19 protein-coding genes and 1 tRNA gene are annotated in these 22,424 nt (G+C 57.9%); 14 read left to right on the top strand and 6 right to left on the bottom strand.

What is annotated here, in order from left to right; translation table 11 throughout:
- Positions 1-655: 655 nt before the first annotated feature.
- Positions 656-731: transfer RNA gene (locus QP324_RS09800), tRNA-Glu, on the top strand.
- Positions 732-1,490: 759 nt separating this feature from the next.
- Here QP324_RS09800 and QP324_RS09795 read toward each other — a convergent pair.
- The 4 genes from QP324_RS09795 to QP324_RS09780 form a co-directional block, all read right to left on the bottom strand.
- Positions 1,491-3,698 (bottom strand): YhgE/Pip domain-containing protein, encoded by a 2,208-nt coding sequence (locus QP324_RS09795; RefSeq protein ID WP_284815926.1) that lies wholly within the window; start codon positions 3,696-3,698, stop codon positions 1,491-1,493.
- Between the two features lie 3 nt (positions 3,699-3,701).
- Entirely contained in the window at positions 3,702-6,353 is a 2,652-nt protein-coding gene (locus tag QP324_RS09790) for a YhgE/Pip domain-containing protein (protein ID WP_284815925.1), read from the bottom strand.
- 214 nt (positions 6,354-6,567) lie between these two features.
- The gene (locus tag QP324_RS09785; protein WP_225747034.1) at positions 6,568-6,861 is read right to left on the bottom strand and encodes a hypothetical protein; all 294 of its coding nucleotides are present in this window, start codon (positions 6,859-6,861) and stop codon (positions 6,568-6,570) included.
- A gap of 182 nt (positions 6,862-7,043) precedes the next feature.
- Positions 7,044-7,727 carry an IclR family transcriptional regulator gene (locus tag QP324_RS09780; protein WP_284815924.1) on the bottom strand — a complete coding sequence of 228 codons (684 nt, stop codon included), beginning with the start codon at positions 7,725-7,727 and terminating at the stop codon, positions 7,044-7,046.
- A 52-nt stretch (positions 7,728-7,779) separates the two neighbouring features.
- On the opposite strand from QP324_RS09780, the gene leuC reads away from it, so the two are divergent.
- The 3 genes from leuC to QP324_RS09765 all read left to right on the top strand — a co-directional run bounded on the left by leuC (position 7,780) and on the right by QP324_RS09765 (position 10,925).
- Positions 7,780-9,201, top strand: a complete 1,422-nt coding sequence (leuC, locus tag QP324_RS09775; protein WP_284815923.1) for a 3-isopropylmalate dehydratase large subunit — start codon at positions 7,780-7,782, stop codon at positions 9,199-9,201.
- Positions 9,202-9,222: 21 nt separating this feature from the next.
- Entirely contained in the window at positions 9,223-9,813 is a 591-nt protein-coding gene (leuD, locus tag QP324_RS09770) for a 3-isopropylmalate dehydratase small subunit (RefSeq protein WP_284815922.1), read from the top strand.
- Between the two features lie 200 nt (positions 9,814-10,013).
- A complete protein-coding gene (locus QP324_RS09765; RefSeq protein ID WP_284815920.1) occupies positions 10,014-10,925 on the top strand; it encodes a hypothetical protein in 912 nt (303 codons plus the stop codon).
- Between the two features lie 102 nt (positions 10,926-11,027).
- Here QP324_RS09765 and QP324_RS09760 read toward each other — a convergent pair whose 3' ends face one another.
- Positions 11,028-12,026: a bifunctional NUDIX hydrolase/histidine phosphatase family protein gene (locus QP324_RS09760; RefSeq protein ID WP_284815918.1), complete on the bottom strand. Its 999-nt coding sequence runs from the start codon at positions 12,024-12,026 to the stop codon at positions 11,028-11,030.
- Between the two features lie 160 nt (positions 12,027-12,186).
- Here QP324_RS09760 and QP324_RS09755 point away from each other — a divergent pair, with 160 nt between their 5' ends.
- Both QP324_RS09755 and QP324_RS09750 read left to right on the top strand, forming a co-directional pair.
- Positions 12,187-13,185: an NAD(P)H-dependent glycerol-3-phosphate dehydrogenase gene (locus QP324_RS09755; RefSeq protein ID WP_284815917.1), complete on the top strand. Its 999-nt coding sequence runs from the start codon at positions 12,187-12,189 to the stop codon at positions 13,183-13,185.
- A 22-nt stretch (positions 13,186-13,207) separates the two neighbouring features.
- Positions 13,208-14,269, top strand: a complete 1,062-nt coding sequence (locus QP324_RS09750; protein WP_284815916.1) for a D-alanine--D-alanine ligase family protein — start codon at positions 13,208-13,210, stop codon at positions 14,267-14,269.
- 13 nt (positions 14,270-14,282) lie between these two features.
- Here QP324_RS09750 and QP324_RS09745 read toward each other — a convergent pair whose 3' ends face one another.
- Entirely contained in the window at positions 14,283-15,182 is a 900-nt protein-coding gene (locus QP324_RS09745; protein WP_284815914.1) for a DUF3515 domain-containing protein, read from the bottom strand.
- Between QP324_RS09745 and QP324_RS09740 the strand changes: the two genes are divergently transcribed.
- From QP324_RS09740 to QP324_RS09705, 8 genes are read left to right on the top strand one after another with little or no spacing between them, the layout of a single operon-like run.
- Positions 15,130-16,167 carry a thiamine-phosphate kinase gene (locus QP324_RS09740; protein ID WP_284815912.1) on the top strand — a complete coding sequence of 346 codons (1,038 nt, stop codon included), beginning with the start codon at positions 15,130-15,132 and terminating at the stop codon, positions 16,165-16,167. The genes QP324_RS09745 and QP324_RS09740 overlap by 53 nt on opposite strands.
- A 2-nt stretch (positions 16,168-16,169) precedes the next feature.
- The gene (locus QP324_RS09735) at positions 16,170-16,808 is read left to right on the top strand and encodes a uracil-DNA glycosylase (protein WP_284815909.1); all 639 of its coding nucleotides are present in this window, start codon (positions 16,170-16,172) and stop codon (positions 16,806-16,808) included.
- A 10-nt stretch (positions 16,809-16,818) separates the two neighbouring features.
- Positions 16,819-18,162: a DAK2 domain-containing protein gene (locus QP324_RS09730; protein ID WP_284815908.1), complete on the top strand. Its 1,344-nt coding sequence runs from the start codon at positions 16,819-16,821 to the stop codon at positions 18,160-18,162.
- Between the two features lie 2 nt (positions 18,163-18,164).
- Positions 18,165-20,297, top strand: a complete 2,133-nt coding sequence (locus QP324_RS09725; protein WP_284815906.1) for an ATP-dependent DNA helicase RecG — start codon at positions 18,165-18,167, stop codon at positions 20,295-20,297.
- Positions 20,298-20,316: 19 nt separating this feature from the next.
- A complete protein-coding gene (locus tag QP324_RS09720; RefSeq protein ID WP_005327804.1) occupies positions 20,317-20,529 on the top strand; it encodes a biotin/lipoyl-containing protein in 213 nt (70 codons plus the stop codon).
- On the top strand, positions 20,530-21,111 hold the full coding sequence (rsmD, locus tag QP324_RS09715; RefSeq protein ID WP_239279354.1) for a 16S rRNA (guanine(966)-N(2))-methyltransferase RsmD: 582 nt from the start codon (positions 20,530-20,532) through the stop codon (positions 21,109-21,111).
- A gap of 26 nt (positions 21,112-21,137) precedes the next feature.
- Entirely contained in the window at positions 21,138-21,611 is a 474-nt protein-coding gene (gene coaD, locus QP324_RS09710; protein ID WP_239279353.1) for a pantetheine-phosphate adenylyltransferase, read from the top strand.
- Positions 21,608-22,351 carry a sulfite exporter TauE/SafE family protein gene (locus tag QP324_RS09705; RefSeq protein ID WP_284815903.1) on the top strand — a complete coding sequence of 248 codons (744 nt, stop codon included), beginning with the start codon at positions 21,608-21,610 and terminating at the stop codon, positions 22,349-22,351. Before coaD ends, QP324_RS09705 begins: the two co-directional genes overlap by 4 nt.
- Positions 22,352-22,424: the final 73 nt, after the last annotated feature.

Raw genomic sequence — 22,424 nt, 5'->3', positions numbered from 1 at the left:
AAAAGGCCCCATGAAGTAACTAACCGTGTACCCGCCCCGCAACACGCCGAACGGACACACATTCTGCTACTTAACCCCGATCACGGCGCAAGCAAAACTGGTTATAACCTACCCCCAGACCATTGGACTCGTCCGTGCAGTTAGCCGCGTCCTGCCAATGAAACCAGGGTTAAGACCACCGCGAAGTTGCGCAAAACCCTTCCTGCCCTGCACATGCAGGCATAGACTGCAAGTACAGCAGAAAACAAACAGAAAGGAGAGCGGGTGACAGAAAGCGAAACGCACCACAGCCAAGGCGCACAGCCCGAAAGCATAGCCAGGTAGTAACGCTATAATCCACAACTTCCTTCCCACCAACGTTTGTACGAAGTATAGGAGCCTGCAGCATATGCACTTCGACGCACAGCGCCATCCCGAGTCCTACTAGCACAGCGTTCTCGGCCACGGACTATCCACAGATTGCTTGCGGAATAACCACTGATTCGATCCGCACCTCGGCCACGAAGAACCCTCACTGCAGTACCGGACTCGGGAATTTTTGCGTTTTCCTTCGCCTGCCCTCAAAACCGTCGTTGACCGCGCGATTTGTGCTGAATTAACCCATCGTTTACTCTTAACAAGTCCGCAACGCACAGCGTGCGATTGCTGCGAACGCGCCCCGTTCGTCTAGCGGCCTAGGACGCCGGCCTCTCACGCCGGTAACACGGGTTCAAATCCCGTACGGGGTACCAACGGAAAGCTGCGAGCCACTTGGTTCGCAGCTTTTTCTTTGCCTGCCTCAGGCATGGTGTTCGGTCTGGCGTTATGTAGAGCCAGTTCGAAACCGCAGGCTAGGAATTTCGCCTAGCGGTCAGAACATAGAACTGAATCAAAATTGGGTAGAGATGTACCAACACCCCTATGGCTACGAGCGCTAAGGGCACCTGCCAATCTCCGGATGCAGCGGCCCACCCTGCTGTGGCACCGTGGAGTAGAAGCCCCCAAGTATGACCTACTGCTGATGCTCGTAGCGGTCGCTTAGAAGTGTTTCCGGATGCTATAGAACGGTCGCGCGCCCGCATGTCGTAGATGAGCCGATTCCAGCCTGAGGCCGAGAGCACGGAATTATATAAGGGAGCTCCCAACCGGCGGTATGCGGTAGGTGAGAGGGAGACACGATGCCATGCTGCAGCTGGGATGTAGCGCTCTAAGGAATCGCCCACAAAGGGAGCTAGTCCCAGTGATAGGAGAGTTGCAGTGAGGACGAATCCTATGGACGCAGTATCGGCGGTATTTGCGACCACGCTTAAGCCGAGCACGGCAGCAATCGTTAGGGCCAGAGCAATCACCACATCCTCCTTAACTGAAGCGCACACGGCTCTCTCACACACTACAGTGACTTCGGAGTGTGAGCTTTTGTCCCAAGGCATGAAAGAAGCCCACCAAGCCGTGAAAAAAGGGCTTGGTGGGCGGTGTAAGAAGTGCGGAAGGGGAGACGCCGCCCAGCGCGGCTAAGCCATGACCTTCGTCTTTTTAATCGCCTTCTGGAGGCGCTTGTGGTAGGCATCCATAGCGCGGCGGAGAATGAGGCCGACGATGAGTGCCGGGATGGTAAAGAGCAGTAGCATGCCCAACTCGCGCCAAATATCGCCGTGATAGATGCCCGCAATGGCGCTGCGGAAAGCATCAATGGCGTACGTCGCTGGCAGCCACGGGCTCACGTTTTGGAACCATTCAGGCAGCAAAGGCAGCGGGTACGCGCCGCCGGAGCCAGAGACTTGTATCACGAGCAACAACACCGCCAAAGCCTTGCCGGCACTATCGAGCGTGATGACGAGTGAATAGATGATCAGCATAAACACCAGCGAGACTATCCATGCGGCAAACATGAGCATGAATGGGTGGGCGGGCTCGATCTGGACGAAGAAGATGAGGCTGAGGACTACCAAGGTGGCCTGCGCGAGGCCGACCAGGCCGAGTGTGGCAAAGCGACCGAAGAACGCTTGACCACGGGTGAATTCGCTCTCGTCGTACTTCCCGTTTTCGTCCTTGCGCAAGTATTTACGCTCGGCGTTGGTATGCACCAGCACGCATGCCAGAAGGGCGCCTACCCATAGTGACAAGGTGAGGTAGAACGGCGTCATACCCACGCCAAAGGCAGCGACAGGGTAGACCGGCTGGCGGTCTACAGCCACGGGAGCGGCAATGCGGGAGGCGAGCAGTTCTGGATCGTTGCCGACAATATCCGCTAACTTGTCCAAATCGCCGCCACGGCGCACCTCATCGATCTTGCGGCCCATGTCCGCAAAACGGCCGCTTTGCTCCCGCAGGGTGCCGGCAAGGCCGGCGGTGGTATCGCGGGCGCGCGCCAGGCTTTGCTGTGCCGACCCGTCATCCTGGGAAACCGAAGAGCGAATGCCTGCGATGTCCTGCTTGACAGCATCAATATCGTCCGCGACCACCGAGACGCTTTGGTTGAGCTGATCTAGCTGCGGTTTGAGGTTCTCGTTATAGGAATTGCGTGCCTTCTCAGCAGCCTGCTTGGCATTAGCGATGGCATCCTTAGTGCGCTGTCGGGAGTCTTGGGACGTGCCACGGCCTTGCTCAAGGTCATCGGCGGTAGATACCAGCGAATCATGCAGTGCCTTGCTTTGCGCAATGGAGGCATCAAGCTGGCCCATCATCGCCTTATATCCACCCGCGACCGGAGCTGGTAGAGCTACCTTATCGGCTTGGTCCTTGATGGAGGCGCGAACTCCCTCAAAGGCCTGAGTTTGCTCATCCACCCGCTCAGCAGCGGTGCGGTAGGTCTGCGCCGTTTGTGCGCTGGTGTTGCTTGCATTATTGAGCAACTCATCGACCTGGGCAGAGAGCGCATCGTAGCTTTGCGTTGTAGCCGCCAAGGAAGCGTCGAGCGAACCAGCCGAGTCATTGAGAGTAGAGCGCAGAACGTCGATGGGGTTTTCGCCTCGGTCATTGTCTGTCTCCGTAGCCTGGCGGCCAGCCTCGGCGAGAATATTGTCCGCTGCCTGCGTAAGCGGCAGGGTGGAGTCGACCAGATTGCTTAGTGCACCTACGGTACCAGCTGCAGCATCGAGGCGGGTGCTGACGTTGTTGACGCGATTGTGCAGGTTATTGAGTGCAGTCTGGGTATCGTCCTCATTGAGGTATTGATCAAGATCCGAGACGACGCCAAGGCCGACTTTGGATACCACTCGGGTGAAAGACTCGTCGATTTTCTGGATGACGCCGTCCGCGCTCTTTTGCGTGATGGTGGTAGACAGCGCGTTCTTCTTCTCGTTGGTATAGAGGTTGAGCTTGCTTGGCTCGGTTCCTTCTACATAGAACGTGAGGAGATCCGCGCTGAAGTCTTTGGGTAGGACAATGCCGGCATAGTATTCGCCAGACTTTGTTCCTTCAACCGCATCGGCGCTATCAGTGATGACCCAATCAATATCGTGATTGCGGCTGAGCTGTGAGAGCACCTCATCGCCCAGATTAAGTTTTAGCGAGGCGAGGTCGCTTTCGTGGCCTTCATCCTCGCTGGCCACAGCAATCTTGAGCTGGTTGGTATTAGCAAAGGGATCCCAACTAGCCAGCACGTTGAAGGACGTGAAAAGCAACGGGATGATGGCAAGGCCAAAGATGATGACCGCGGTCATCACATTGGTGCGAATGGCGTGGAGGTCATCGCGGAGAATGGTCAGAATGTTCTTCATGACTTACTCGCCTCCCTTTCCGGTGTCAGCGCCATCAACGGCGGGCATTTCCTTGGTCTCGCTGGTATTAGAAGGTGTGGATTCCTCGTCTAAGTCCTCTAGGAGGTAGCGGTTTGGGTGTTCCTGTTGGTGCTCGATGTGCTCCTGGATTTCCTCATCGCTGAGATCCGCCAGGCGGGTATCATGCGCGATGCTCTGTTTGACGTACTCAAGGGAGCAGATAACGCCCACCGCAATGAGTGTAACCAGGCAGGCCAGGCCGAAGATGATGGCCTTTTCTTCAGGGTTAATACGTGAGTAGATGCCCAAGGCGACAATCAACGCTAGGCCTACCGCAACCGTGATCTTCATCAGCTGGGAGTAATTCCTGCGGGCCATGCTCCACTTATCCTCCAAGCTTTGTTGGTACGCCTCGCGGTCATTCAAGGCATAGAGAAGGTCGGTGAAGCGGTACCGGCTGCCGACCAGATGGACCTGCTCATTGATAACGAGACCTCCCTTATGCAGTTCGTCGTTGACCAGCATGTTCACGTTGGACAGGCCGCGGCGCAACACCGTACCGATGAGGTAAGCGATCGCGGCCATGCCGATGAGTGCGGCAAGATCGCGTGCATAGTGGTTGCCGTAGAAACCACCGACGGTCTCGCGCATGGCATCGATGCCGTAGGTAAAGGGCAGGAAGGGATGTACCGCGCGGAAGAAGTCCGGCGTCATTTCAATGGGGTAGAGACCGGATGCGCCCGGAATCTGGATGAAGGCGAAGACCACCGCGATGCCGCGGCCTACGTGTCCAAACGTAGAAACCAAGCTATAGGTAATGCTCAGGTAGCACAGGCCCACGATGACCGCGGTTGCGACGTAGGCGAATGCATTGGCATGTTCAACTCCAATGGCTAGGTTGCCGATGGACACGATGAGTGCCTGTGCAATGGCAAAGAAGGAAAGCAAAAGGAACCGGGCAAGGTAAGCCTTGGTAATAGTGAGGTTCTTGCGGCCCTGCGGATCTACCTCAGCACGGAAGATGATTAGGAGCATGAACGCGCCGATCCACAGCGTGAGGTTGATAAAGAGCGAGGACATGCCGGAACCGTAATGCTTTACAGGGAATACGGCGTGGCTTTCCATCTCTGCAGGGGAGGCAAGGAAGGATGACACCTCATCGGTGTTGAGGCCCTTGACGGACTGCAGGATGGAATTGTTATTGGCGGTATTGCTCAACGCAATCACGTCGCTGCGGGAGGCACGTAGCCCTTCCTCAATGCCGTCGAGGTCCACAGAAAAGCGCTCGACTACTTGCTGGGCCTGGCTTAGCTGCTCGTCGACGCCGCCTAAGAGCCCATCGGTTTGCCCTACCAGTGCCTGCTGACTTTCGAGCGAGGCGGAAAGCTTGCCGGTGGTAGCGGTGACGTCGGAAAGCGCAGCGTTGAGCTTGGGCAGGCCTTCGGCCACATTATCGCGCAGCGCGTGGGAATCATCGCGCGTTTGGGCGGCCATCTTTTCCAACATGCCCGTGGTCTTATTGAGTGAATCGATGGTGTCGTTCGTATCGCCGTTGAGAGTATCTAAGTCACCGAGAACGGCTTTATTTTGGTCATTGCGTTCGCGGAGGTCTCCTACCTGATCCTTAATCTGTTGGGAAACCTGTGGGGGCAGGGCCGGCGAAGACGCAAGCTTATCGAGCTGATCGATAGCTCGGTCAACTTCGCCGACGATTCCCGACGCGCCCGCAGATGCGGCACCTACGCGATTGAGTGCGCCGCGCAGCTTGCCGGAGACTGAGCCCACGGTGGCATTGGCGGAGGCGGTGCCGTCTGCCATGGCGGTCGTGCCTTCTACATAGGCAGCTGTGGCATCGTCCGAGAAAGAAGTGACTTCCCGCTGGACCTCTGCAGTAATGGAGTTAAGTTCATCCAGGGCGATCTGCGCATCGTCGACGGTCTTTTGCACCGTGCCCAAAGACTCGCGGGCTTGCGCGATGGTAGGGCGCGCATCCTCGATGGTGGCATGCACGTCAGCAAGCTGGCTCCGGGAGTTAGCTACCGTATCTGCGGTCTCTGAAAAAGAATCCGCGGTCTTGCTTGCAGTGCGGTTAATCTTCTGGCTCAAATCGCCACCGGAGTTCTTTAGCTCCGTAGCCACCGAATCCGCTACCTGCTCATTGAAGGTCGAGCTAATGGTGGTGTCTAGGGTAGAAGCGCCAGTATCAGTAATCTTCGGTGCAATGGCGTTGAGCTTCTCATTGACGTGATATTCCAGCGTGGGCTGAGAATAGGTACCTTTAAATAGGCTAACGAAATCGGCCGAGAAGTCCTCGGGGACAATCACCGAGGCGAAGACGTCGCCCTTCTTAACGGCGTCTTCGGCTTCCTGCCTGTCCATGAACTGCCAGCCCAGCTTGTCATTGTCATGCAGCTTGTCAATCATCTGCCCGCCGACGTCTATGTGGCCGGTCATCTCCGAAGATGCGCCTTTGTCCTCATTAACTACGGCGACCTTGAGGTGTTCTGTGTTTCCGTATGGGTCCCAGAAACCGGAGATGTTTACCCAGGAATACAGGGCTGGGGTGATCATCAAACCAATGAGGATCACCCAGACCTGCGGGGTCCGCCACAAACGGACAAAATCTTGGAGAAAAATCTTCCAACTAGTAATCACTCGAAGAACCGTAGCACCCAACCGGAAAGAACTAATAGTCTGACTGTCAGTTTTAACAGAAATGAGAGAGCGCGCCTGTCGAACTTGCAGATATGTTTCTGGTGTGAACTTCGGGGACGATTTCAACAGTAGTCGTGGGGATAGAAAGGCCGCCTAGCCCCACAGTTCAAGGGGCCTAGGCGGCAAGCACGTGGGGCTGGGCCCCGATAGGCGTTTAGTGTTCGTCGTAGTGATCGCCGTGTGCGGCGTGGCGGTGGCCGTCGTGCAGGTAGTCCACGTGGTCGCCGTGCGGGATCGCTACGTGGCCGCAGCCTTCACCATGGGTGTGGTCGCCGTGCGCCTCGGCTTCAACGTGCTCAGTCGTCTCGCACTCGTCCCAGTGGCCATCATGCTCACGGTGAATGTGGCCCTCGTGGAGGTAGTCGGTGTGGTCGCCGTGTGGGAAGGAAACGTGGCCGCAATCGGCGCCATGGGTGTGGGCATGGTCTTCGTGGGTGGTGTGGGTCATGATGTCTGATCCTCTCTGGTGGGGGAAGCCCCGTTGTTTTCAGTGTGTTTTCATTAAACCGCATTTTCATTTCGGTTTCAATAGGCGTGGGCGCGTTTCTCTGATTTTTCTGGTTTGGGAAATAAATCGGCCCGCCTCCTTGGGGCTAGGCGGAGGCGGGCGTCGTAAAGCTAGGGAGGATCTTAAAGGAGATTGCTCAATTCGCCTGCGGCAGAAGTGAGAATGTCGGCGTATTTCTGGGCCGGGGAAGGTTGGAAGCGCTCGGCAGATCCGGAAATCGACAATACTGCGAGGAAGGTGCCGGAACCATCGAAAACCGGCGCGGAGATGGAGGCTAAGCCGGCTTCGCGTTCCTCAATAGATTCGGAATAGCCTTGGCTTCGGGCCGCCTCAATGTCTTCTTGGGTAAACGAGGCATCTTCGGTATTGATGTCTACATATGCGGCAATGATGCGTGCGGCAGAGCCGGAGCTAAGCGGTAGCTGGCGCCCGACTGGCACGACGTTGTGGAGGCCGGATTCCGGCTCCTTGGTGGCAATGCAGGTGCGGGTATTCCCGGTGACCTCGTAGAGCTGGATGGATTCTCCGGTATGTTCGCGCAGTTTCTCCATGATTGGCCCGGCTGCCTCGAGGAGGTGATCGCGGTTGCCGGGAAGGGCTGGGCCAGCCTTCCACTTTCCATCGGGGGTGCGAACGAGGATGCGGTGTGCTTCGAGTGCGGTGGCCAATCGGTGTGCTGTCGCCCGAGGTAGCCCCGTGGTTTCGCATAATTCATTGAGGGTGGAGGGGTGGTTGGCGGCGGCCATCATTATGGCCATTGCTCGATCCAACACCTTAATTCCGGAAACTGCGCTATACTCTCCCATACAATGAAATCTACGTCCCAACTTATGAGATTTCAAGTGTGGAGAGATGTTTATGAACCAGAAGCTGACATTGGCAGAAAAAGTGTGGCGAGATCACGTCGTCCAACACGGCGACGCTGGGGCACCAGACCTCATCTTTATTGACTTTCAGCTATTACATGAAGTTACCAGTCCGCAGGCATTTGATGGCTTGCGGCTGGCGGGCCGCACGTTGCGTCACCCTGAGCTGCACTTGGCCACCGAGGACCATAACGTTCCCACGCAAGGCATCAAGTCCGGCAACCTCTTGGAAATCAAGGATGAGGTTTCACGCACCCAGGTATCGACCCTGCGCAAGAATTGCGAGGAATTTGGAGTGCGCTTGCACTCTATGGGTGATGCCCAGCAGGGCATTGTGCACACAGTTGGCCCGCAGCTGGGAATCACCCAGCCGGGTATGACAATCGTGTGTGGCGACTCGCATACCTCCACGCACGGCGCCTTTGGTTCTATCGCCATGGGTATTGGCACCTCTGAGGTAGAACACGTCATGGCTACGCAGACGCTTTCTTTAAAGCCATTCAAAACCATGGCTATTGAGGTGACTGGCGAGCTGCAAGAGGGGGTATCTGCCAAGGACCTCATCTTGGCCATTATCGCCAAAATCGGTACCGGTGGCGGGCAAGGTCACATCATTGAATACCGCGGTGAGGCCATTCGCAAGATGTCCATGGAAGCGCGCATGACCATCTGCAATATGTCTATTGAGGCAGGAGCCCGCGCCGGCATGGTTGCCCCCGATGAGACGACTTTCGAGTATGTCAAGGGGCGGGAGTTCGCTCCCACAGGAGCAGACTGGGATGCTGCAGTGGAGTATTGGAAGACGCTTCCCACGGACGAAGGCGCAGAATTCGATACCGTCGTGGAAATTGATGGCTCCTCGCTGACCCCATTTGTTACCTGGGGAACCAATCCTGGGCAGGGCCTTCCGTTAGGGGAGAAGGTCCCAGATCCGGAAGACTGTGGTGACGATAATGAAAAGGCCACTGTGGAAAAGGCCTTGCAGTATATGGACCTGCAGCCAGGTACTCCACTGCGTGATATCAAGATCGATACCGTCTTCATCGGCTCCTGTACCAATGCCCGCATCGAAGACCTGCGTGCTGCGGCCGACGTGGTGAAGGGACGCACCATCGCTGCCGATACGCGGATGATGGTCGTGCCGTCCTCCGCCGTGGTCAAGGCCCAAGCGGAGGAGGAGGGCCTCGACGAAGTCTTCCGACAGTTCGGCGCGGAGTGGCGTACCGCCGGCTGCTCGATGTGCTTGGGTATGAACCCGGATCAATTGGCTCCGGGCGAGCGATCCGCCTCCACTTCCAACCGCAACTTCGAGGGGCGACAAGGCCCTGGTGGGCGCACGCACCTTGTCTCCCCGCAGGTGGCTGCCGCGACTGCCGTGACCGGTCACCTGTCTAGCCCTGCAGATCTGGATTAAGCGCTTAGAAAGGCATTGACGATGGAGAAATTTATTACGCATACGGGAACGGGCGTGCCTCTGCGCGCTTCCAACGTGGATACTGACCAGATCATCCCCGCGCGCTACTTGAAGTCGGTCAAGCGTACCGGCTTTTCAGATGGCCTATTTTCAAATTGGCGCTCTGATGACAACTTTGTACTCAACCAGGCGCAATTCAAGGATGGCTCGGTGCTTTTCGCGGGCAGTGATTTTGGCACCGGATCCTCCCGTGAGCACGCAGTGTGGGCGTTGAGCGAATACGGCTTCCGCGCGGTATTTTCTTCCCGCTTTGCTGATATTTTCCGCGGCAACGCTGGAAAGTCCGGACTGCTTACTGGATTGATGGAGCAAGAAGATATTGAGCTCATCTGGAAACAGCTGGAAGCAGGAGAAACCCAGGTCACCGTGGACCTGGAGGCTCGAACAGTCACAGTGGGTGAAAATACCTACCGCTTCGATATTGATGACTACACCCGTTGGCGGTTGATGGAAGGGCTGGATGATATCGGCATTACGCTCCGCAACGAGGATGCAATCGCTGCATACGAATCGCGTCGCCCTAGCTTCAAGCCCGCTGTTCACGCTCAATAGCAGAAGAATCGATGGCGATCGGCGGGCCGGCGGTGCCCCTACAGTCCTAAAGGCGAAAGGGCTGTAGGGGTGCCGTGCGTTCATACGTGAACCTTAAGCTTTCGCCTTGGGGTAGAGGTGGGGGTACAACTCGGTAACGTATAGGTAACAATTGCTTTCTCCAGTTTCCCGCAACAAAGTATCCCCCTAGCTTTAGGCTTATGAGCAATCCCTATTCGAATAATGATTCCTTCAATTCAGGAAACAATGGTGCAGAGCACCCTGGAGCCGGCAATGAGTCTGCATCTTATGGACACGATGCGAATGGTCAGCCTGGCTACGGCCAACAGCACTATGGTCAACAGCAGTTTGGCCAGCAACAGTATGGACAGCAGCAAAACGGCCAGCCCGGATACGCCGGAAGCCCGTATCCGGGAGACGATTCCCTGTTTGGCCAAGATGTAGATGCTATTCAGGTCATCGGCGATAGCTTCCGGTATTTTGGTCGCAATTGGGCACAATGGATTTTTGGCCCACTGATCCAGGGCGTAGTGATGTTTATCCTCTACTTGCTATTGATTGCAGTCCTAGCGGGCAGCGGATCATCCATTGATGCCCTAGCCAACAGTAGCTCGGGGTCTGATGCTGCTCTTACTGGCGGGCTGGTCGCAGTGATGGTTCTTGTCTTTATTGCGATGTTCCTCGTGATGATTTGGGCCTATAGCACCTGGTACCAGGCCGCCAATAAGCAGGTGGATACCGGCACGCTGCAGATAACGGACTTCCTTAGCATTAAGAATATCGCCGGACTCATGGCGGTCTATTTTCTGTCGTTCGTGGTTGTCATTCTGGGCTTTTTCCTACTGATTATCCCGGGCCTCTTTGCTGCCTTCTTCTTCACTTGGATGCCGGCCGTCAAGGCCGCACGCCCAGAGCTATCCGTGGGCGAAACCTTTGGTGCATCCATCGAGGTGGCGAAGAAGAATGTTGGAGTGACCATCTTGGTGCTCGTCCTAATTGCCGTCCTGTACGCCGTGCTGAGCTTTACCATCGTCGGAATCATTTTGTTCCCGGCGCTGAATACACTCATTACGGTCCTCTTTGTCCGCCGCACCCTTGGACTGCGCGGCTAGAAAGCTGTGTAGTCGCACAATAGGAGTGCACAGAAGGCCCTGCCGGTCCACCGAATCAGGTGGCGGGCAGGGCCTTAGCCGTAAATCGGGAAAAGTGGAAAACTAGCGCACGGGCAGCGGGCTGGCCAGGTAATCGGCACCGGTCAGTTCGCCGTCGTTAAAGGACAAGACCCATACAGAGGCCTTCTTAAACTTCAGCTTGTCCACGGGCTTCTTGAGGAACTTTGGTGCGAGGTCTTCAATGATGCCAGGAATGGTGGCGCCTTGGCTTACGATGACGGGAACGCCGCCGTCATTGACCACGCGGCGGAAAGCTTTCTTGGCTGCTTCTGGGTCGTTCTCCCAGGCCTCATCGCCAAAGTTTTTGTTGATGGAAATGTCCTTGCCCAGTTCGTCGGCAAGCGGGGCAGCCGTCTGCTGGCAGCGCTGGGGTAGGGCAGAGTAAATAGCGGTGGGCTGGAACGCGCTGAGCATCGGCACCAGCATCTCTGCTTGGCGGCGGCCCTTTTTATCCAGTGGCCGCAGGTTGTCATCGCCTTGCCAGCTACTGCTTTTATGCGCGCGTGCGTGGCGCACATAGAGCACGCGGGTCGCGGGCGCGATGCGTAGGCGCTTAGCCGCCTTGGCCACTACCGCGGTATCAACGTCGTAGGACAGGAGGTCTTGCGCCTCGTCGATGGGTAGCCACCGTAGCTCATCGGTTTCACTATTGGCGGAATAGGTTCCGCCCAGGTACTTGGCCACCCAGTAGTAGACCACCTTTGTGCGGCCCTGGACTGGGTACGTTACCTTGCCGATGAGCTTGCCCAGACGCACGCTAAAGCCGGTTTCCTCCAGGATTTCCCGGGCTGCGGTGGTAGGTAGGGACTCGCCCGGATCAACCTTGCCCTTGGGCAGGGACCAATCATCGTAATGGGGACGGTGGATGAGCGCGATTTCCGGATCCTGCGGGGACCCGCGCCAGATTACGGCGCCTGCGGCAAGGGTAGTGCGGTGGAATTCCTTGGCGGGGTCTACCGGGATTTCCTGATGGCGGCCGGAAATAAACTCCTCGTGCTGCTGATCCTTGTCGGTTTCGTGCATCTTTTTAATATTGGGCATCGTCTGCCTCCACGGGGCCTTTCCACAGAAATTGGGTTTTGAAAACAACGTCTAAGCGCCCATTGTCCCACGGGTAAGGCGCGTTGTGCATCCTCGCCCCACGGGGGTCGGGCATGCTTTAAGGTTGGGGTTATAGATTTGCACGTTTGGAGGAGACACCATGGTTAATGTTGCCGTGATGGGTGCTGGTTCTTGGGGCACTACCTTGGCCAAGGTCTTTGCGGACGCCGGAAATGACGTCCGCCTGTGGGCGCGCCGCGCGGAATTGGCGCAGGCCATCAACGAGACCCACACCAATCCGGACTATTTGCCGGATACCCGACTGCCGGCCGCGGTGCGGGCCACCCATGATGATGTCGAAGCGCTGGCGCTTGCCGACGTCGTCGTGTTCGGCGTTCCCTCCCAAACCTTGCGCGCCAACGTGGAAAAGTGGGCGCCGCACTTGCCGGAAGACGCCACTTTGGTCTCCATTTCTAAGGGAGTAGAGACCGCCACGCTCAAGCGCATGAGCGAGGTCATCATGGATGCGGCCGGCGTGCCAGCAGACCGCGTGGCGGTACTGTCTGGACCGAACTTGGCCAAGGAGATTGCTGCCGGCCAAGTGGCCGCCACAGTGATTGCCTGCTCTGATGAAGACCGCGCTCAGCGCGTGCAAGCAGCGGTCGCCGCGCCGTACCTGCGGCCCTACACCAATACCGATGTTATAGGCGCGGAAATCGGCGGCGCCTGCAAAAACGTCATCGCCTTGGCCTGTGGTATCGCCTCTGGCAAGGGGCTGGGCAATAACACCATGGCCACCATCATCACCCGCGGTCTGGCGGAAATTACTCGCCTGGGAGTAGAGCTCGGCGCGGATCCATTTACTTTCTCCGGCCTCGCAGGCATGGGCGACTTGGTGGCAACGTGCACCTCGACATTGTCGCGCAACCGCACCTTTGGCTACCGCCTGGGCCAAGGCGGCACGATTGAAGAGGCCAAGGCCGCGACCAATGGCCAGGTCGCAGAGGGCGTCTACTCCTGTGACTCCATCTATCGCCTCGCCCAGCAGGCCGGGGTAGAGATGCCTATCACGCACGCGGTTTATGGCGTGTGCTACGAGGGCATGGCGGTGGAAGATATGATCATCGCTTTGATGGGTCGGTCCAAAAAGTCGGAGTAGGTCGAGGGTAAAATCTGCGGGCATGACTGAAAAGACCCGCGTGGCCGTCATCTATGGCGGCCGTAGCACCGAGCACTCCGTATCCTGCGTATCCGCAGGTGCGATCATGAACCACCTCGACCCAGAGAAATTCGAGGTGGTGCCCATCGGTATTACCCGTGAGGGCACGTGGACGCCTGGCACCACGGAGGGCTTAGAAATTGTCGATGGTGTCATGCCGGAGGTCAACCCAGGTGCGGAGCTGACCCTTTCTCTTGATCCCAATGCCAGGGGACAGTTCCACAACGTCACCGACGGCACGCTCTTCGCAGAGGTCGACGTGGTATTTCCCATTCTGCACGGCCCCTTTGGTGAGGACGGCACTATCCAAGGCCTCTTTGAGCTTTCCGGCTTGCCCTATGTAGGCCCAGGGGTATTGGCTTCCTCGGTGGGTATGGATAAGGAATTTACCAAGAAGGTGCTGGCGGCAGCAGACCTGCCCGTAGCGCCCGAGGTCATCCTCAAAGGCCGCACCGAGCTAAGCGAGGACGAAAAGCAGCGATTAGGCCTGCCCGTCTTTGTAAAGCCCGCCCGGGGCGGATCATCGATCGGCGTATCCAAGGTCAATAGCTGGGAGGAGTTCCCCGCAGCCGTCGACTTGGCGTTAGAAGATGATGAAAAGATCCTGGTGGAGCCAGAAATCGTAGGCCAAGAGGTAGAAATCGGTGTGCTCCACTATGCCGATGGCACCTTGCTGGCCTCCGTCCCGGCGCTGCTCGCCGGTATCGATGATTCTGACGAGGGCTTTTATGGCTTCGACACCAAGTACCTCGACAATGTGGTCACCGCCGAAATCCCTGCGCCTTTCGCACCTGAGCTGACCGAGAAGCTACGCGACATGGCAATCCGCGCCTTCGAGGCCCTCAATTGCGAGGGTCTGTCCCGAGTCGACTTCTTCGTTACAAAGGACTCCGTGTACATCAACGAGATCAATACCTTGCCGGGCTTTACCCCGATCTCCATGTACCCGCAGGTGCTCGCGGCCTCGGGTGTCGAGTACCCGGCGCTGCTCGAGGCGCTTATCGAGCAGGCCCTGGCCAAATAGGCCCAAGCGCTGCCTACTTTTCGGCCGTGTGCTCTGCGAGCACGTCGCCAATTTCCACCAGTGCCGCCTGCGCAGCATCTTGTGGGGCGTGTAGCGCAAGGTAGTCTTCGCGGCCGAGGGCAAACCACGTGCCTGCGGTCGTGCCATGGGCCAAGGTGGTGTCCTCGAACCACGGAATATCGTTAACCTGCTGGAGCTTGACTCCGGCGCGATAGTTCTCCGGCTTGGCTACGCCGCATCGCGCAACGATGTCTTCGCGGCCATCGGCGCTCCACACATAGGTATTCTCTTCTTCTACCTCGCGGCGGCTGTATCCCTCAGCCACCGAATCGGGCAGGGCCTTGTCCACCTCGGCGCACATCTGGTCATCGCCCGCCTTGAGCGCCTTGAGTGGCGCCTCGTGCGCGGTGGCTGGCCTTTTCTCGAGGGACGAAAGGGCGTCGTTCAGCTCGCCCGGCTCTGCATCAGTGGAGGCGGTCACCGCGACAATAGGGAAACGCTGCGGCGCATACCAGGTGGTGAGGTTGGAGCCAGGGGTGGCATCGCGCACCTGGAACCACTGTTCGCCCTCTACGTCCTGGGTCTGGGAGTACTCGGTGTACTGGAAAGGCATATCCACGCCACAGCGCACGGTGACCTTATCGTCTGAAGTAGCGGCCCAAGCTGCGACACCGGAAGGCACGGGTTCGGCAATATCTGCACGTTGCTTATCCATGACCTCATCCGGAAGGGCGTCGATAAAGCTGCGGCAGGCTTGCGAGTCTGCTTCCTTAGACTCCACGGGGGAGACCGCCACGGGTGCTTTGGCGACGTTATTGAATACGTATTTTGCGCCGAAAAGGACCGCCAGAACCATCACTATGGACAACCCAAGTGAAATGAAGATCGCGGTGCGGTTAAATTGGGATGTCATAAGGGCTCATAGTATCGAAAGGAAGCTGGTGAACTTAACTCAGACTCTCGCAGATGTGGGAGAACGCGCCGCTATCCGCGAAATTACCTCCGTGGCCTCCAGTGGGCTCAATGGAGACGATGCCGCGGTTCTGCCCAGTGCGCCGCCGAATTCCCGCACCGTGGCGGCCACCGATTTGATGGTGGAGGGACGTCATTTCCTGCGCGAGTGGTCTACCCCGCGCGAGATTGGCAAGAAGGCCATCTTGCGCAATTTTGCCGATGTGGAAGCTATGGGTGCCCGCCCGGTTGCCGCCCTCCTTGCAATCGCCGCGCCAGGCGATACCCCGGTGCCCTTCGTGCGCGGCATTGCCGAGGGAATTGCGGAGCATAGCTCTTTCTATAACGCCGAGTTGGTAGGCGGCGACCTTACGAAGTCCGATCTCTTGGTCATCAATATCACGGCCGTAGGCTTCCTCGGCGGCAGCCTTCCTGCCTTGACCTTGGACGGGGCGCGGGCAGGCCAGCAGGTAGTAGCGCACGGCAAGATCGGCCACTCGGCCGCCGGCTTGGCCTTGTTGGAGCGCTTTGGCCGGAACCTTCCTACAGGGCATGAGCACCTGCAGCCGCTTATCGACGCCCACTGTGCCCCCTGGCTCAACCCCGGCCGCGGCGTCATTGCCCGTGCCGCGGGGGTGACCGCAATGACCGATAACTCAGACGGTCTGATTCAAGACTGCACGACGATGGCCGAGCACTCCTGCGTGCACATGGACTTGGATCCGCAGGCCTTGCAACCGGAAGAATTGCTGTGCCAGGCCGCGGATCTACTCGGCTGCGATCCCTGGGAATGGGTACTCAGCGGCGGCGAAGACCACACTCTCATCGGCACGACCGCAAAGGAAGCACCCTCGGGATTCCGAAAGATTGGCACCGTAACCCGCGGCTGCGGGGTTACGCTGGGAGGCACTACACCGAGCTATCAGAAAGGCTGGCTGAGTTTTTAACCATGCATCCCACTTACCACCCTTCCTGGGAACCGGTGTTGGCGCCGGTAGTAGAAAGCCAATGGCCACAGATTTCTCACGCTCTTGAGAGACAGGACTATTTGCCCCCGGCGGAGGACGTCTGCCGTGCGTTGCAGATGCCGCTGGACGAGGTCCGAGTGCTCATCGTGGGCCAAGACCCTTATCCCACCCCAGGACACGCTATGGGCATGGCCTTTTCCACCCGCCCAGGTGTGAAACCGCCGCGTTCCTTGGTCAATATTTACCGCGAACTGCACGATGATCTGGGTATCAACGGCCGAGAGGATGGTGACCTGAGCGCCTGGGCGGACCAGGGAGTGCTGCTGCTTAACAGAGTGCTTACCGTAGCCCCAGGCCAAGCCGGTTCGCACCGCCGCATCGGTTGGGAAGAGATCACAGAGGCTGCCATTCGCGCGCTCAACCGCAGCCCCATGGTAGCGATTCTCTGGGGCCGGGATGCGCAAGCGTGTGAGCGCTTTCTTCCCGACGTCCCCTGTATCAAGTCCCCACACCCCTCACCGCTTTCTGCCAGCCGCGGCTTCTTTGGTTCTCAGCCCTTTTCCCGGGCAAACGCCCTTTTGCGGGACCAAGGCGCACAGGAAATAGATTGGCGCTTGTAAACTATTGCGCATGTCCTACCCCAGCACGCTGGATTCCCACGGAATGCGCAATTGGGCCACCCGCGCCGTGGGGGAATTAGCCCATCGCCGCGATGAGATCAACGCGCTCAATGTCTTTCCCGTACCGGATTCCGATACGGGCTCGAATATGGCGCACACTATGGAGGCAGCGGTAGCGGAGCTCGACAATGGTGGCGATGTCGCCGATTCACTCGCGCTCGGGGCGGTGCGTGGTGCCCGCGGGAACTCGGGAATGGTGCTGTCTCAGGTTCTGCGCGGCATTGCCGAGTCAACTGTGGACTCAGTTATCGACGGTGCTGTCTTTGCCCGCTCCCTGCAGCATGCCGTTGAGCTGGTGGACCAGGCTATCGCCGAGCCGGTGGAAGGCACAGTTATTACGGTCTTGAAGGCAGCAGCCGAGGCTGCCGACGACGCTGCAGCGCAATCAGGCGCAACCTTGCACAGTATTGTCAGCGCCGCAATCGCTGCCGCGGAAACGGCCCTCGAGCGCACTCCTTCGCAATTGCCAGCCCTGCGCGAGGCAGGAGTGGTGGATGCTGGCGGCGCTGGTCTCGTTATCCTCTTAGAGTCTCTGCTCGCAGAAATCAAAGGATCCACCGGGCACACAGGCCTGCCCGAAACGGAGCCGGAAACTGAACTGGAAGTGGTCTTTTTCTTCGAGGGAGATTTAGACACGCTGCAGGTAGCAATTGAACCGTTGGGAGACAGCCTCGTTATCGCTCGGGCCACCGAGGACAGCGCTAATGTACATATCCACTCCTGGCGGGCAGGCAGGGTCATTGAAACCGCCTTTGGTATAGGAAAGGTATCCAACCTGCACCTTGAAGTGTTGCCTGCTCACACCGAATCTGCCTCCGAAGCACCGATCGCTCGCCGGGTATTTGCTGCTGCACCGGCCGGGTCAATCAGCGATCTTTTGGCATCTGCGGGGGTGAGCGTTGTGTCACCGGATGATCCCATTGCGGCGGAAGAGGAGGACATCGTCCTTGCTACCGGTTTGAGTTCGGAGACCAGCGCCGGGCGAGTAGTGCCCGCGCAGTCTTTGGCTGCAGCTCTGGCTGCGATTTCCGTCTATGAACCGGATAACCCAGATACTGGTGCCGTCGTCGCCGCCATGCGTGATGCTGCCAAGTCCATGCGAGTGGCTTACCCGAGCCAGGAAACCCCGCAATCAATCATTGCCACTTGCCGCGATCTCTTAGCAGAAGGCGGTGAGCAGGTCACGGTCCTAAGCGCCCTTGACCTAGACCAGGAGGATTTGGCGCAACAACTTCGCGTGGATGTTATGGCACTGAAGGTACCGGATATCGCAACCGAAATCGGAGTGGAATAGCAATGCTCGGCTGGCAGGACAACCGCCCTTTGACAGAGGTGCTTGCGGCGAAGGACGCCGCGAAGATCACCAAAGCGCTGGGGTATGAGACCTGCGGCGAGCTCTTGGCTCACTATCCGCGAGACTATATCCGCCACAACAAAGACGTCGGCCTAGGAGATGCTGCTGAGGGCGATATCGTTACGGTTACCGGAACCATTACCGGATTCACCCGCCATGACTCGGGCAAGACCACCATCATCAATGTGCAGCTCGATGGCAGTATCATTGCGACGTTTTTCAACGCCAATTACGTGATGCGAATGTTGCACCGTGGACAGCGCGTCATGATGAGCGGTAAGCTTAAGTTCTTCCGCAACCAGCCGCAGTTGCAGCAGCCAGACTTTGTAGAGATCGATGCTTTCGGCCGCCCCGATGGCGAACTGGATGATTACCGCCAGCCGGCGGCCGAATCCGGCAAGAAGCACCGCCCAAAGGCTACCGGCTCGCTGCGGAACCTGTCGCAGTTCGGCAGGCTCGACCAGCTCCTCTTGGAACGCGAATGGATACCGGTGTACCCGGCTACGTCCAAGGTGACCTCGTGGTACATCATGGGCGCCATCCACTACGTCTTATCTAAGACCCCACCGATTGAGGAACCGCTGGATTATCAGATGATCATCAGCCTCGATAAGGCAGTGCGGGAAATCCATGAGCCGGGGGCGGCGGGCCCGTACCGTGCGATTCAGCGGCTGAAGTACAACGAGGCTCTGTCTATTGGTCTGGTGATGGCATTGCGCCAGCGAGATGCCGAAGCCCGGACCGCTTCTACCATGCCGGCCACCCTAGGCGGCTATCGCGAAGAATTGCTGAGCCATCTGCCCTTTGATCTGACCGAAGGGCAGCGTCGCGTCATTAGCGAGATCGAAGACGATCTGGCTCGTCCGCTGCCCATGATGAGGTTGCTGCAAGGCGAGGTTGGCTCAGGCAAAACCATGGTGGCTACCTGCGCTATGCTGCAGGCTGTCGACGCAGGAACGCAGGCAGCACTGCTGGCGCCGACGGAAGTACTCGCCTCCCAACACGCTGCCTCCATTGGGACCTCGGTTCCCGAAGGCGTCAAGGTCGTACTCCTGACCGGCTCCATGCGAACGGCGGACAAGCGGCAGGCTTTATTGGATATTGTCTCCGGTGACGCGGACATCATCATTGGAACCCATGCGATTATCCAAGACACCGTGGAGTTCTTTAACCTTGGATTGGTCGTCGTAGATGAGCAACACCGGTTCGGTGTAGAGCAGCGCGATAGCCTGCGGTTAAAGGCACGTGAAGGCCTCAGCCCCCACGTGCTGGTGATGACAGCAACACCGATTCCGCGCACCATTGCGATGACCGTCTTTGGTGACCTCGCCGTATCAACGCTGACAGAGCTGCCCGGTGGTCGCAAACCTATTCAGTCAGCAGTGGTGGCCGAGTGGCGGCCGACCTGGGTGCTTCGCGCACTCGAGCGGATACGCGAGGAGGTTGCCCACGGCCATCAGGCCTATATCGTCTGCCCGCGCATTGAAGGCAAAGGCGGAGTGCTAGAGCTTGCACAGCAGCTAGAAAACGGTCCCTTCAAGGGACTGCGGGTAGCCATCTTGCATGGAAAGATGCCCAACAAAGACGAGGTAATGACGTCATTTGCCAGGGGAGAGATCGATATCTTGGTCTCTACCACGGTCATCGAGGTGGGCGTAGATGTTCCCAATGCCACGGTGATGCTTATCCGCGAGTCCGAGCATTTCGGCGTTTCCCAGTTGCACCAGTTGCGCGGGCGCGTGGGACGAGGCGGCAATGCCTCCATCTGCCTTTTGCACACCACGGCAGCCGATAACACTCCGTCTTTCCGCCGCATCAATCAAATTGCCCAAACCTCCTCTGGTTTTGAGCTAGCCGAGCTTGACTTGCGCCAGCGCCAGGAGGGAGACATTTTGGGCACCATGCAGTCCGGAACGCACCGCACATTGCGGCTACTGAACTTGGCGGATGACCAAGACATTGTGGAGCGCACCCACACGGATGCGCGTGCCATGGTGATGCGCAATCCCGAGTTGGCTGAGGAACTCACGCGCAATTTGAGCGAAAGCGAACAGGAATACTTGGAGAAGAACTAAGACGGGTTAACCTAGAAGCATGAAAATTTACGCCCCCTTCGCGGGCATCGTCCGCTGCCATGTGAATGTGGGAGACACTGTTGATACCGGAGTACCTCTTGCGACCGTTGAAGCCACGAAGCTCGAGGCTCCCGTAGAAAGCCCGGGACCAGGAAAGGTCCACCGTATTGTGGTCTCTGACTTTAGTGATGTGGTGGGCGGAGACCTTTTGATGGAGATTGGAGAAGCATAAATGACGCGCATTATTGCCGGCGAAGCCCGCGGCCGCACCATTAAAGTGCCCGCAGAAGGAACTCGGCCTACCGCAGATCGCGCCCGCGAAGGGCTGTTTTCATCCCTCACTGCACGGTGGGGCTTTGCTGGATCTTCGGTGCTCGACCTTTTTGCCGGCTCTGGTGCCCTAGGCCTAGAGGCGGCGAGCCGAGGGGCAGAGGAAGCAGTACTGGTGGAATCTTCGGCCGATGCGGTAAAGATCATCCGGCATAACATGGGCGTCGTCAAGCATCCCGGCGTTCGAGTACAAGAGATGAAGGTAGGCACCTACCTGGCCAGTGCCCCGCGCAAGCACTTCGATCTGGTGCTGGCGGACCCGCCCTATGCCTTTGATGAGGTGGATGAACTCATTGCTGCCATCGAACCGGTGCTTACTGACCGCGCAATGGTAGTAATTGAGCGCCACGTTGATTCCGCGGATACTGTGTGGCCTGCCGGGTTTGAGCCCACCGGCCAAAAGCTTAAGAAGCGCACCTTTGGCATCGCACGCATGGATATGGCGGTTTATACCCGTCCCGGCAGCGAAGACGCCGAAAGCTAAACCCCTGAAAAGAAAGCGAAAGTAGCATGACTAAGGCCGTCTGCCCTGGATCCTTCGACCCCGTCACCTTAGGTCACGTCGATATCATCAATCGCGCTAACCAGATGTTTGATGAGGTCACCGTGTTGGTAACCGGTAATCCCGACAAGCCCTCAGGACTCTTTAGCGTGGAGGAGCGTATGGAACTTATCCGCCAGAGCGTGGATTCTTCCATCAAAGTGGATTATTGTTCCGGGCTGTTGGTGGATTACACCACGAAGCATGGGGCAGACGTCCTAGTGAAGGGACTGCGTAGCTCACTGGATTATGAATATGAGCTGCCCATGGCGCAGATGAACCGGCGCCTTTCCGGTATCGATACTGTCTTCCTACTCACGGACGAGAAGTACGGCTATATCAGCTCTTCGCTGTGTAAGCAGGTAGCCAAGTTTGGCGGCGACGTGACGGGGATGTTCCCCGAGCCTGTAGGTCGTGCCGTAAAGGAGAAATACCGTCAGTGAGCCTCGCGCTGATTATTTTCCTCGTCGTTGTCGTTGGTTCGACTCTGCAACGGGTATCCGGAATGGGGCTCGGTCTCATCGGCGGTCCCATCCTCATGCTCATTATGGGGCCGGTCGAAGGTATCCTGGTGATCAACGTTCTGGCCTGCATAAATGCGATTCTGACCACCTATTCCGTGCGTGAAAATGTGAGCTGGAAAAAGTTCGGCCTGATCGCCCCAGTTATGGTGATTGGCTCCTTGGCCGCGGCGCTGCTCATTAGGCGCATGGACACGGCAGGGCTCATGATCGTGGTGGGCGCTGCGCTTCTGGCTGCATTAGCCGTAGTGACATTTGGAAAGAAGTTTGTCCCGCCGATGGAGGGCAAAGGCCCTGCCATCTCCGCGGGTATTCTCGGCGGCTTTACCAATACCTTGGCGGGCGTGGCCGGCCCGGTTATTACCGTCTACGCCCAGGCGGCAAAGTGGCCCCAACATGTCTACGCAGCTACGCTGCAGCCGATTTTTGTCGTAGGCGGATTCTTTTCCGTGATGACCAAGACGCTAACTGGTGCGGCCCACTTTGATGGTCTGCCTTGGGTGATGTGGCCCGCCGGAGTCTTAGGTATGTTCGTCGGCATTTGGGCCGGCACCCGCATTGCTCGGCGTGTTCCACGAGAAAATGCCCGCGTGCTCTCGCTCAGCGTTGCCGGGTTGGGCGCGGCCAGCGCACTGATTCGGGGCATTTTGACGCTTTCGTAGGCGAGTGAGCCACGGCAAAGCCCGCCGGTCCTCTTCGCGGAAGACGGGCGGGCTGAAGGTACTCTTTGGAGTG

It is taken from the genome of Corynebacterium sp. UMB0012, assembly GCF_030216265.1.
In the GTDB taxonomy this organism is placed as follows: Bacteria; Actinomycetota; Actinomycetes; order Mycobacteriales; family Mycobacteriaceae; genus Corynebacterium.
Note: the sequence above shows the minus strand (reverse complement) of the source record. Positions and strands in the feature narration are given on the sequence as shown.

Bases quoted from the DNA above. Each gene is read 5' to 3' on its own strand.
- QP324_RS09750 (WP_284815916.1), top strand. From the start codon at position 13,208: ATGACTGAAAAGACCCGCGTGGCCGTCATCTATGGCGGCCGTAGCACC.
- leuC (WP_284815923.1), top strand. From the start codon at position 7,780: ATGAACCAGAAGCTGACATTGGCAGAAAAAGTGTGGCGAGATCACGTC.
- QP324_RS09795 (WP_284815926.1), bottom strand. From the start codon at position 3,698: ATGAAGAACATTCTGACCATTCTCCGCGATGACCTCCACGCCATTCGC.
- QP324_RS09745 (WP_284815914.1), bottom strand. From the start codon at position 15,182: ATGACATCCCAATTTAACCGCACCGCGATCTTCATTTCACTTGGGTTG.
- QP324_RS09760 (WP_284815918.1), bottom strand. From the start codon at position 12,026: ATGCCCAATATTAAAAAGATGCACGAAACCGACAAGGATCAGCAGCAC.
- rsmD (WP_239279354.1), top strand. From the start codon at position 20,530: ATGACGCGCATTATTGCCGGCGAAGCCCGCGGCCGCACCATTAAAGTG.
- QP324_RS09720 (WP_005327804.1), top strand. From the start codon at position 20,317: ATGAAAATTTACGCCCCCTTCGCGGGCATCGTCCGCTGCCATGTGAAT.
- coaD (WP_239279353.1), top strand. From the start codon at position 21,138: ATGACTAAGGCCGTCTGCCCTGGATCCTTCGACCCCGTCACCTTAGGT.
- QP324_RS09725 (WP_284815906.1), top strand. From the start codon at position 18,165: ATGCTCGGCTGGCAGGACAACCGCCCTTTGACAGAGGTGCTTGCGGCG.
- leuD (WP_284815922.1), top strand. From the start codon at position 9,223: ATGGAGAAATTTATTACGCATACGGGAACGGGCGTGCCTCTGCGCGCT.
- QP324_RS09740 (WP_284815912.1), top strand. From the start codon at position 15,130: ATGGACAACCCAAGTGAAATGAAGATCGCGGTGCGGTTAAATTGGGAT.
- QP324_RS09765 (WP_284815920.1), top strand. From the start codon at position 10,014: ATGAGCAATCCCTATTCGAATAATGATTCCTTCAATTCAGGAAACAAT.
- QP324_RS09785 (WP_225747034.1), bottom strand. From the start codon at position 6,861: ATGACCCACACCACCCACGAAGACCATGCCCACACCCATGGCGCCGAT.
- QP324_RS09755 (WP_284815917.1), top strand. From the start codon at position 12,187: ATGGTTAATGTTGCCGTGATGGGTGCTGGTTCTTGGGGCACTACCTTG.
- QP324_RS09780 (WP_284815924.1), bottom strand. From the start codon at position 7,727: ATGGGAGAGTATAGCGCAGTTTCCGGAATTAAGGTGTTGGATCGAGCA.
- QP324_RS09730 (WP_284815908.1), top strand. From the start codon at position 16,819: ATGTCCTACCCCAGCACGCTGGATTCCCACGGAATGCGCAATTGGGCC.
- QP324_RS09735 (WP_284815909.1), top strand. From the start codon at position 16,170: ATGCATCCCACTTACCACCCTTCCTGGGAACCGGTGTTGGCGCCGGTA.